At 69.9% G+C, this 10,086-nt stretch carries 10 protein-coding genes; 5 read left to right on the top strand and 5 right to left on the bottom strand.

The genetic code is table 11. From position 1 onward, the window contains the following. The first annotated feature begins 78 nt into the window (after window positions 1-78). On the top strand, window positions 79-1,146 hold the full coding sequence (locus OZ403_RS29250) for an oxidoreductase (protein ID WP_140794594.1): 1,068 nt from the start codon (window positions 79-81) through the stop codon (window positions 1,144-1,146). A gap of 77 nt (window positions 1,147-1,223) precedes the next feature. After that, a complete protein-coding gene (locus tag OZ403_RS29245) occupies window positions 1,224-2,519 on the top strand; it encodes a YecA family protein (protein ID WP_268782320.1) in 1,296 nt (431 codons plus the stop codon). Between the two features lie 161 nt (window positions 2,520-2,680). Here OZ403_RS29245 and OZ403_RS29240 read toward each other — a convergent pair whose 3' ends face one another. From OZ403_RS29240 to trhA, 4 genes are all read right to left on the bottom strand, one after another. Continuing rightward, window positions 2,681-3,460, bottom strand: a complete 780-nt coding sequence (locus OZ403_RS29240) for a crotonase/enoyl-CoA hydratase family protein (RefSeq protein WP_268782319.1) — start codon at window positions 3,458-3,460, stop codon at window positions 2,681-2,683. Window positions 3,461-3,483: 23 nt separating this feature from the next. Then, on the bottom strand, window positions 3,484-4,374 hold the full coding sequence (locus OZ403_RS29235; protein WP_140856497.1) for an alpha/beta hydrolase family protein: 891 nt from the start codon (window positions 4,372-4,374) through the stop codon (window positions 3,484-3,486). Beyond that, entirely contained in the window at window positions 4,374-4,997 is a 624-nt protein-coding gene (locus OZ403_RS29230; protein ID WP_140856495.1) for a TetR/AcrR family transcriptional regulator, read from the bottom strand. Before OZ403_RS29230 ends, OZ403_RS29235 begins: the two co-directional genes overlap by 1 nt. Before the next feature lie 99 nt (window positions 4,998-5,096). Beyond that, window positions 5,097-5,720: a PAQR family membrane homeostasis protein TrhA gene (trhA, locus tag OZ403_RS29225; RefSeq protein ID WP_237078467.1), complete on the bottom strand. Its 624-nt coding sequence runs from the start codon at window positions 5,718-5,720 to the stop codon at window positions 5,097-5,099. Between the two features lie 195 nt (window positions 5,721-5,915). On the opposite strand from trhA, the gene OZ403_RS29220 reads away from it, so the two are divergent. Beyond that, window positions 5,916-6,557, top strand: a complete 642-nt coding sequence (locus OZ403_RS29220; protein WP_228559401.1) for a TetR/AcrR family transcriptional regulator — start codon at window positions 5,916-5,918, stop codon at window positions 6,555-6,557. Window positions 6,558-6,597: 40 nt separating this feature from the next. On the opposite strand, the gene OZ403_RS29215 is transcribed toward OZ403_RS29220, so the two are convergent. Continuing rightward, window positions 6,598-7,311, bottom strand: coding sequence for a sulfite exporter TauE/SafE family protein (locus OZ403_RS29215; RefSeq protein WP_268782318.1), 714 nt, complete (start codon window positions 7,309-7,311; stop codon window positions 6,598-6,600). A gap of 49 nt (window positions 7,312-7,360) precedes the next feature. Here OZ403_RS29215 and OZ403_RS29210 point away from each other — a divergent pair, with 49 nt between their 5' ends. Both OZ403_RS29210 and OZ403_RS29205 read left to right on the top strand, forming a co-directional pair. After that, window positions 7,361-9,895, top strand: a complete 2,535-nt coding sequence (locus OZ403_RS29210) for a heavy metal translocating P-type ATPase (RefSeq protein WP_268782317.1) — start codon at window positions 7,361-7,363, stop codon at window positions 9,893-9,895. After that, window positions 9,892-10,083 (top strand): cytochrome oxidase, encoded by a 192-nt coding sequence (locus OZ403_RS29205; RefSeq protein ID WP_140794585.1) that lies wholly within the window; start codon window positions 9,892-9,894, stop codon window positions 10,081-10,083. Before OZ403_RS29210 ends, OZ403_RS29205 begins: the two co-directional genes overlap by 4 nt. Window positions 10,084-10,086 lie beyond the last annotated feature (3 nt).

Here is a 10,086-nt window from a genome sequence, read left to right as displayed (position 1 = left end):
CGGAAGCCCGCTCCCCCACCGCGACGCCGCCCGTCCTCCTCGACGGGCGGCGTTGCCCTTTCCAGGGTAGGGTGCGCCATGGCCGATTCCTCTCCTGGACGAGCACCTCTCCGAGTGGCCTTGCTGGGCTTCGGCATCGCGGGCAGGTACATCCACACCCCGCTGATTCAAGGTGTGGACGGGCTGGTGCTCCAGGTCGTCGCCTCACGCCAGGAAGAGGCGGTGCGCTCCACGCTGCCGAACGTCACCTTCTGCGGCTCCCATGAAGCCGGGGCGACGCACCCCGATGTGGACCTGGTCGTCATCGCCACGGCGAATGAACTCCACGTGCCACTGGCGGAGGCCGCGCTCCGGGCAGGGAAGCACGTCGTCGTCGACAAGCCCTTCACCATCACCCTGGAGGAAGCCCGCGCGCTGCGCGCCCTGGCGGAGTCGCGCGGCCTGCTGCTCTCGGTGTTCCACAACCGGCGTTGGGACACCGACTTCCTGGCATTGAGGGCACTGCTAGCGGAAGGCACCCTGGGACACGTGGCGCACGTCGAGTCACGCTTCGACCGGTTCCGTCCCGAGGTTCGCAGCCAGTGGCGGGAACAGATAGGTCCTGGGGCGGGCGTGTGGTTCGACCTGGGGCCGCACCTCGTTGACCAGGCGCTGCAACTGTTTGGATTGCCGGAGTCCGTGTCGGGTACGCGCGAGACGCTGCGAGAGGGCGCTTTCGTGGATGACTGGTTCCAGTACACGCTCGTCTATCCACGGCGGCAGGTGGTGCTCCAGGCGTCCATGCTCATCGCGGCCACGATGCCTCGCTTCGCCGTGCATGGCTCACGGGGGTCGTGGCTCACGTTGGGTAGGGAGCCGCAGGTGCCGCGTCTGGTGACGGGTGAGTCCCCGGAAGGCTCGGCGTGGGGTGAGGCTCCTGGGCGGGATGGCGCCCCCACCGTCGCTTCAGCAGGAGACTACCGTCAGTACTACGCGGGCATTCGGGATGCCCTGCTGGGAGGGGCGCGCAACCCCGTGACGCCCATCCAGGCCGTCGCCGTCCAGGCCGTGCTGGAAGCGGGCATCCGCGCGAAGGAGCGTGGCTGCTCACAGGGTTTGGGGCTTACGGAGGCGGAGCGTGTCGCCTTCGACGCAGGCGCTGCTTGATTCCCGCCCGGTGGGATGCCTACTCCTAGCGTCGTCGTGGACTCTCCTTGTCGCACACGCGACCCCCTGAGGACCCCTTGAGCTCGAAGAAGCCCGGCCGTAACGACCCGTGTCCCTGTGGCAGTGGCAAGAAGTACAAGGTCTGCCATGCCTCCGAGGACCGGGCCCGGGCCTCGCCGCCCGCCGCCCCCGCCGCGCCCCTGAGGGCCGACCTGGAAGCGGCGATGGAAGTGCTGGGCGACCCCGATGTGTCCAAGCTGTCCGGTGCCCTGGAGCGGCTGGCGGACCTGATGACGGGCTGGGGCCCGGTGCCCGGCCTGCGCTTCGACGTGAAGGACTTCTCCGAGCACGTGGGGAAGGAACTGGCCCGGCTGTCCGAGAACGCGGACCAGGACGCCTCCAGCGCCCGGCGCGAGCTGCTGGTGGGAACGGTGCGCGCGCTGGGCACGCCCGCGTTCCTGGAGGCGCTCGGCGCCGCGCTGATGTCCAAGATGTCCACGCCTGGACTGTCCGCCGAGGACCGGAGGGCGATTGGCGTGGGCACGCTGCTGGCCTCCGCGTCCAAGCGGATGGGCAAGGCCCGGCCGGAGGACATCCCCGTGCTGGACGTCGTGTTCGACGTGCAGTTCCGCGAGTGGAGCGCCAGGCACAAGGAGCTGTCCCAGAAGTACGAGGCGCTGGTGAAGGGGCTGGAGGAGGAGTCCCTCTCCGACGAGGCGAAGGCCGCCCTGCAGCAGGCGCGCGGCGGCGACGTGGGCGCGTTGCTCAAGTACGTGCAGGAGGACCCGGAGCTGGCCGAGCGCATCGCCCGCGAGGCCAAGGAGCGCGCCGCCCGCGTGGAGGCGTGGCTGCGGGCCTCGACGACGCCGGCCGTCTTCTCTCCCGAAGAGGAGCTGTGGCTCACCTGCGCGCTTTGGGACCCGATGCAGGCGCTGAAGTCCCTGCCCACGGGCACGGAGCCCGCGGTGCGGCGGGAAGCAGTGACGGGGCTGATGCGGGCGGTGAAGGACGCGCTCGACGAGGACTTCCTCGTGGGGCTGCTCGACCGGCTGCGGGAGAAGGCGAAGGATGCGGCGGCGGATGACGCCAGCCGCACGGCGTACATGGATGCCGCCATCGCTTTCGAGGCGGAGCCCGCGCGGATGACGCTCGCCGCGCTGCTCACGGCGCGGAAGGAAGCGGAGGGGCGCACGCCCGAGGAGATGGTGGCGCTGGCCGACCTCAAGGCGCTCACCGCGTGGACGCCGGAAGCCTTCGAGCCCTATCGCGAACTGCTGCTGAGCATGGGCCTGCCTGCCGCCGCCGCGCGCATCGAGCGCTGCCAGGCGTGGCTCAAGGAGCATCCGGTGACGCTGCGCACCGAGCAGGCCTGAGGCGGGAGAAGGTCTGTGGAACGCCGGCCGCGCCCGCGAAGGGGCGCTGTGGCGGCAAAGCGGCTCGCGCCGAGCGAGAATCCGTCGGACGCGCGGAGCGAGGTGGGCTCCCCGTGATGAGGCGCTGGATGCGCTGGCATGCTCCGGGCCTCCTGAGAGAGTCATCGGCCTCGGAAGGTCGCGGGCCGGCGTTCGAAGTGGGCGGAGAGCGCCTCCTGTACGTCCTCGGTCGTCGCGAGCTGCTGGATGGCCGGCAGGAGCTTCGCCGCCGCGGCGCGCTCCCCTTCGAGGACGGCCGTCCTCGCGCTTTCGATGGTCGCCTTGATGGCGAGCGGTGGCTTCGACGCGATGCGGGCCGCGATGCCCATCGCCGTCTCCATCAGCGCCTCGCGCGAGACGACACGCTGCACGAGCCCCAACCGGTGCGCTTCACGCGCGTCGAGCGCATCGCCCGTCAGCAGGTACTGCATCGCGTTGCCCCAACCCATGGTCCGCACCCAGCGGGCCGTGCCCCCGCCGAAGGGGAAGATGCCTCGGTCGATTTCAATCTGCTCGAAGGAGGCGTCCTCGGAAGCCACCGTGATGTCGGCCGCGAGCATCAACTCGATGCCGAGCGTGAGACACTTGCCATGCACCGCGACGATGAGTGGCTTCGTTCTCGCGGGGCCATGCGTCGCCCATGGGTCGATGCCCGCCGCGCTGAACAGCGTCTGGGCGTCACCGAGCCTGGGAAACACATCCATGAGGTCCAGCCCCGCCGTGAATACGGTGCCGTGAGCGAAGAGCACGCACACGCGAATGTTCTCGTCGGCCTCGGCCCGCCCCAGCGCACCTGAGAGTTGCTCGATGAGCGCGATGTTCATCGCGTTCCGCTTCTCAGGGCGGTTCAGTCCAATCTTCCGCACGAACCCTTCGGTCTCTTCCGTGATGAAGTTGCTCATGAGTCCCTCATTGGGTGGTGGAGTCACTTCGTCTGTTCAAGCCAATCCGCCGCTTCCACCCAGACGGCCTCGGGCGTGCTGGCGCGGAACCAGCCAAAGTGGCCGATTCGCCTCATTCCGAGCTCCGCGGGCGTGCGGTGCAGGTGCTCGCGTGTCGCGTTCGGGTAGTAGTCGAGCAACGCACGCGCGGCTGTCTCCGGCGCGATGGCGTCGTCGGAGAAGCTGTAGAGCCGTATCCGTGCCCGGACTCGGTCGTTGTACGGCCGCAGCGGCGCGCCATTGTCGTCGGAGACGTAGTTCGGGTTGCGGCACCAGCGCGCCCACTGTTTGGCGATGCCTCCCGGAACGTCCTGCGAGCCCACGGCGCGGCCCGGGAAGTAGCCCAGCACCGCGACGGAGACGGGCAGCGCGACGTACCAGATGGCCGCCAGGGGCAGCGCCTGGTGGAGAGGCCAGTGCCGCCACCAGCCGTGCTGTGAGCCAATCAGCAACACGGCCTGGATGCGCGAGGCATTCTCCGCAAGCCCCAGCATCTGTCCGCCCGCCGAATGGCCCACGACGGCGAGCCGGTGCGCGGGAAACCGGGCTGTCACCCAGTCTACGACGGCTGGCGTATCCAACTCGCCCCAGTCCTGGAAGCGGGCCTGGTTGCGCAGGGACGCGTCGACGACCGAGTCCCCCATGGTCCGGTAGTCATACGTGACGACCGTGAAGCCACGGCCCGCGAGGAACCGGGCGAAGGCGTCGTAGTACCTGCGTGGCACGGCCGTCGCGGGATTGATCTGGACGACGACGCCATTGTCCTGGCGCCCCTGGTACACCGTCGCGGCGAGGGGAAGCCCATCCCGGGCGGGAATCTGGACGACCTCCGGTGAGGACGTCGTGACGGGAGAGGGCAGGGCGTCATCCTGCATCACGGCACCTTCCTGGAGGGGGCTGTCTCCGGACGCAGGCATCGCCAGGCGGCATCGGCGAGGACCTTCTCGATGCCTGCCTTGAGCTCCACGTGGCCGTTGGCCCAGGCACGTAGCAGCTCCTGGGCGGGGCCAAGCATCAGCGGCAAGTAGACGGCCGGAGGCAGTGGCAGCAGCTCGCCCGACTGTGCGTAGGTCTTCAGCCGGCTGAAGCCTTCCCGGATGAAGTCGCCCGTCGCGGATTGAATCTCCTGTTCGGCCGCGGCCACGGCTTCCTCACGGCGCATGCGCAGGAGATAGCGGGCGGCCTCTGGGTGCTCCCGGGACCAGGCGATGTGGTGGGTGACGATGGTGCGCACGAAGGCTTCCGCGTCGTGCTTCCGCTCCAGCCGAGCCCGCAACGACTCCTGATGGAGGCGCAGGCAGTCGATATAGAGCGCCACCGCGATGCCTTCCTTCGCACCGAAGTGGTGGTAGACGCTGCCCACGCTGGCGCCGCTGACCTTGCGGATGTCCTCGATGGTCGTCGCCGCCCAGCCAAGCCGGGAGAAGCAATCCAGCGCGGCATCCAGGATGGCACGACGGCTCTGTTCGCCGGTCGCGCTGCGACGTTTTCGCTCCATGACTAGAATCTGATTCTAGAGCCAGATTCTAGTCAAGCGGCCGGACGAGCCGGCTCGAGTTGTCTGGTGACCAGCGCCCTGGCCTCGACATTCCTCTGTCTACAGGGTCGCGGCGCGGACGAGCCGCAGGACGACCGTGAAGTGGAGCGCGGCACCGACCAGTGTCAACGCGTGGAACATCTCGTGGTAGCCGAAGACGCCGGGCCGGAGGTTCGGCCGCTTCAGGGCATAGGCGAGGGCGCCTGCCGTGTAGGCGACGCCTCCCGCGAGGATGAGCGTCAGGTTGCTGCCCGTGAGGGCTTGCCGTGCTTCATCGAAGTACGGCACCAGCGTCCAGCCGACCGCGACGGCCAACGCCGCCGTCACCACCTTGGGGGCCTGTATCCAGAACAGCGACTGAAGGACGCCGGCGAGCGCGCCCGCCCAGATGAGGAGCAGCAGGCGGTTGCCCGCGGCCCCGGAGATGCCCAGCAGCGCGACGGGCGTATAGGTGCCCGCGATGAGGATGAAGATGGAGGCATGGTCCATGCGCCGCATCCACGTCCTCCCGCGCGTGGACCAGTTCACCCGGTGGTAGGTCGCGCTGACCGCGAACAACACCACCAGGCTGACGGCGAACACGGCGGCGGCTGTCGCGGCCCGGTCGGTCGGGGCCATCGAGACCAGCACCAGGCCCGCTCCAAGCGCCCCCGTGGCGGCGAACTGATGGAGGACACCCCGCAGCTTCGGCTTCTCCGCGACCTGGGCGCTCAGGACCGGACCTGCGATTCGAGGACGGCGAGGACGTTGAACTCGGCTGCGTCGGGCAAGACGGCTCGGCGAGAGACGGGATACATGAGGGGCTCCAACTCCACCGGAGAGTTACCAGTTGGTAGGTTCCGGTTGAGTAAGTTACTGTTGGGTAGGTTAGAGGTCAACGTGGCGACGAAGAAGCGACTGTCGGGTGCCGACCGCCGGGTCCAGTTGATGGCGGTGGGACGAGGTGTGTTCGCCTCGAAGGGTTACGAAGCGACCTCCATCGAGGAGGTCGCCCACCAGGCGGGCGTGTCGAAGCCCATCGTCTACGAGCACTTCGGTGCGAAGGAGGGGCTCTACGCGGCCATCGTGGACCGGGAGATGGATGACCTGGTGACGCGCGTGTCGGAGAGCATCGCCACGGGTACGCCTCGCGAACGGTTCGAACGGGCGGTGCTGGCCTTCATGACGTACGCGAAGGAGGAGCCCGCGGGCTTCGCGGTGATGACGCGCGATTCACCGCTCGCGGCTGGACGGCGAGGCCTGACGCGCGTCATCGACGACCTCGCGCTGCGGGTCGCGGACATCTTCAAGAGCGAGTTCGAGCACGCCGGCTACAACCCCAAGGTCGCGCCCATCTATGCGAACGCGCTGGTGGGCATGGTGACGCAGGTGGGGCAGTGGTGGGCGGAGGACGGGCGCTCCTTCACCATTGACCACGTCGCGCGCCACGTCGCGGCGCTCGGGTGGATGGGATTGCGGCACCTGCCGAAGGAGCCGGCTGCTTCGAGTGGGCGGCGCGGCTCGAAGCGACGCGGCGGTTGAGACCGGCCGTGGTGTGGCGCGCGGGACCGTGGCAGGGCGCTCAATGGCAGCTCGGGTCGCCGCTGGTGGTGCCCACGGCGCGGTAGATGAGCACCGCGGCCGCGGCCAGGGGCACCGCCCGTTGGAGCAGCAGCGACATCCACTTCGGGCGGTGCTTCCACAGGGCCGCCTGAAGCTGCGCCCCCAGCAGGGCGGGCAGGCCGCCGAGCGCGAACGCGGCGAGCACCAGCGCTCCACCTCCAAAGGAACCCGTCGCCAGCGCCACCGCGAAGACGCCATAGAGGAGGCCGCAGGGCAGCAGCGGTGTGACCGCACCCATTGCGCTCGCGCGGCCCGTCCACGAAAACTTTGCGCCCCAGCGCGTCACATGCCGCGCGAGGTTCGCCATGCCTGGCAGCGGGCGCAGGCGCTTGCCCAGCTCCAGCGCGGACGCGACCAGCGCCACCGCCATCAGCCAGGGAAGGTAGGGGCGCGTGGAGACCGCCAGGGCCTGGGTGACGCCTCCGCCCAGCAGGCCCAGTGCGCCGCCCACGAGGGCATAGGCGCCCAGGCGCGCTCCCTGGTAGGCGACGACGGCCCGGCGCCGCTCCGGGCCTGGAACACCGGGCAGGCCCGCGCAGGCCAGCGGTCCGCACATGAGGAGGCAATGCACGCTTCCCGTGAGCCCCACCACGAAGGCGCCCAGTGCGCCGGCGATGACGGTGGGGGCGGTGGTGTGCAGCAGCGAGGCGAGTGCGGCCGGTTCGGGCGACATGAACGCGGTGCATCGCAACAGGCATGCCGTTCGCAAGGTGACATCGTGAATGCCTGCCTCCACGCCATCGGAGCCTGCTCCGGCCGCCTGTCTCCACTGCGGCAGTCCCGTTCCTTCTGGGAGCGCGGCGCGCGACTTCTGCTGTGTGGGGTGCGAAGCCGTGCACGGTCTGCTCGTGGGGCAGGGGCTCACGCGCTACTACCAGCTCGCGCAAGGAAAGACGGCGCCGGCGCCTGAGCCGCGCAAGGAACGCGCGTTCGCGTGGCTGGAGCCGCTCATCAGCCGCGCCGAGGCCATTCCCGGTCCACTGTGTGCGCTCGAGTTGGACGTGCAGGGCATCCACTGCGCCGCATGCGTGTGGCTGATGAACGAGCTGTTCCGCCGGCAACAGGGCGGGGCAGGCCTGACGGTGGACCCGGCCCTGGGCAAGGTGCGAATGCTGTGGCGGCGCGGCGCCTTCGACGTGGCGGAGTTCCTTCGCGGCGTGGAGGGCTTTGGCTACCTCTTCGGACCCAGCCGCAAGCGCCCGGAACGCACGAGCCTGGACCTGCCCATCCGTCTGGGCATCTGCGCCGCGCTGTCGATGAACGTGATGCTGTTCTCGGTGAGCTTCTACGTGGGGCTCACGCCGGAGGATGGTGATGTCTTCCGCCTCTTCACGCGGCTGAGCCTGTGGCTGTCGTCCGCCGTCGTGGTGGTGGGCGGCTGGCCCTTCTTCCGCTCCGCGCTCCAGGGACTCCGGCGCGGCGTGCTCCACCTGGACCTGCCCATTGCCCTGGGCATCCTGCTGGTGTTCGGCATGTCGCTGGCGCAGGCGCGCGGAGGGCGCGGCGACCTGGCGTACTTCGACACGCTCAATACCTTCGTCACTTTGATGCTGGTGGGGCGGTGGCTCCAGCAGCGCGTGTTGGAGCGCAACCGACGCTTCCTGCTGGATGACGACGGGGCGGAAGGGCTCTTCGTGCGCAGGGAGGAGGGCACACGGCTCGCCACCGTGCGCGCCGCCGAGGTGGCCGACGGCGACGTGCTGGTGATTGCGCCGGGGGACCTGGTGCCGGTGGACGCGCTGCTTCTCGATTCGGGCGCCCGAGTGTCCACGGATTGGATTACGGGCGAGCCCGGTGAGCGCGCGGTGGGGCAGGGTGGTGCGCTGCCCGCCGGCGCGTTCAACGCCGGGCGCGAGGCCGTGCGTGTCCAGGCGAAGCAGGCCTTCACCGACTCGCCGCTGGTGGCGTTGCTTCGCCGGGCGCCCACCGAGGCGGGAGGCCCCGCGCTGCACACCCGCTTCTGGGACCGCGTGTCGCGCCGCTGGGTCGTCACGGTGCTCTTCGTCTCCGCGTTGGGGCTCGCGCTGTGGTGGCCCGCTGGGCCGGACAAGGCGCTGGAGGTGGCGGTGGCGCTGCTGGTGGTGACGTGCCCGTGCGCCATCGGCATCGCCACGCCGCTGGCCTACGAGTTGGTCCAGGCGCGCCTGCGCCGTGGCGGCTTCTTCATCCGGAGCACGGACCTGCTGGACCGGCTGCCCCGCGTGCGAAAGGTGCTCTTCGACAAGACGGGGACGCTGACGCTGGGGCGGCTGGAGTTGGTGGACCGCGCCGCCGTGGCGGGGTTGACGCCCGCGTCGCGCGACATCGCCTTCGACCTGGTGTCGCGCAGCAACCACCCCGCCAGTCGCTGCCTCGCGGCCGCGCTGGCTCGGGAAGGCGCGCGCTTCAACTCGGAGGCGCGTGTGTCGGAGCTCGCGGGCCAGGGGCTGGAGCTGAATCGAGACGGCGTGCGCTGGCGGCTGGGCCGCGCGGACTGGGCCACCGAGGCGCGTACGGTGGACACATGGCTGCCGGAGCGCGAGCCCACGGAGGGCGTGTTGGGGGAGTGGGGCAATGCCTCGAGCCGCCCCCCCAGGCCGAGCGCGCGTGTGGAGGTACTCCTCTCCGGCTCGGGCCTCGCGGCGGGCCCGGTCCTCACGCGGGACGGCGTGCCGGTGGCCTTCTTCCAGCTCCGGGAGTCGGTACGTCCCGACGCGCGCCGCGAGGTCCAGGCGCTCCAGGATGAAGGCCGCGAGGTGTGGCTCATCTCGGGGGACAGCCAGGGGCGCGTGAATGACATGGCAGCCGCGCTGGGCATTCCCACCCAGCACACCCTGAGTGGTCAGCGTCCAGAGGAGAAGGCCGAGGCCGTCGCGAAGCTGGACGCGGCGGACACGCTGTACCTGGGCGACGGCGTCAACGACAGCCTCGCCTTCGAGCGAGCCCTCTGCGCGGGTACACCCGCCATCGACCGGCCGGTGATGCCGGGCAAGAGCGACTTCTTCCTCCTGGGCGAAGGCCTGGGCGCCATCCGCGAGGCACTGCGGTTGTCGGCCCGGTTGCGCCAGGTGGTGCGCCGGCTGCTGGCCTTGGCGGTGGGTTACAACGTGGTGGCCGTCGCCGTGTGCCTCGCGGGTTGGATGACGCCCCTGCGCGCCGCCGTGGCCATGCCCGCCACCAGTCTGGCCACCGTGCTCTTCACGGTGTGGTGGCTGTCCGCCTCACGCGAGCGCGCCGCCGCCACGCCCACGCCGCCGCTCCGGGAGGTGCCGGCATGAACGTCCTCGTCCTCCAGGTCTTCGTGAGCCTGATGCTCGTCGCCAGTTCGGTGCTGCTGTTCGTCTACAGCGTGCGCCACCGCGACCATGAGCACGCCGACCGGCTCTCGCTCTTCCCGCTCGAAGACGACAGCGCCGCTCCGGCGCCTGGCGCTCCCGAGCCTCCGCCCTCCGCTTCCCAGGAGTGAAGC

This window comes from Myxococcus sp. NMCA1, from assembly GCF_026810205.1.
GTDB lineage: Bacteria > Myxococcota > Myxococcia > Myxococcales > Myxococcaceae > Myxococcus > Myxococcus xanthus_A.
The sequence above is the reverse complement of the archived record's forward strand: the minus strand, read 5'-3'. Positions and strand labels throughout refer to the sequence as shown.

Bases quoted from the DNA above. Each gene is read 5' to 3' on its own strand.
- OZ403_RS29250 (WP_140794594.1), top strand. From the start codon at position 79: ATGGCCGATTCCTCTCCTGGACGAGCACCTCTCCGAGTGGCCTTGCTG.
- OZ403_RS29240 (WP_268782319.1), bottom strand. From the start codon at position 3,460: ATGAGCAACTTCATCACGGAAGAGACCGAAGGGTTCGTGCGGAAGATT.
- OZ403_RS29235 (WP_140856497.1), bottom strand. From the start codon at position 4,374: ATGCAGGATGACGCCCTGCCCTCTCCCGTCACGACGTCCTCACCGGAG.
- OZ403_RS29230 (WP_140856495.1), bottom strand. From the start codon at position 4,997: ATGGAGCGAAAACGTCGCAGCGCGACCGGCGAACAGAGCCGTCGTGCC.
- OZ403_RS29215 (WP_268782318.1), bottom strand. From the start codon at position 7,311: ATGTCGCCCGAACCGGCCGCACTCGCCTCGCTGCTGCACACCACCGCC.
- OZ403_RS29210 (WP_268782317.1), top strand. From the start codon at position 7,361: ATGCCTGCCTCCACGCCATCGGAGCCTGCTCCGGCCGCCTGTCTCCAC.
- OZ403_RS29205 (WP_140794585.1), top strand. From the start codon at position 9,892: ATGAACGTCCTCGTCCTCCAGGTCTTCGTGAGCCTGATGCTCGTCGCC.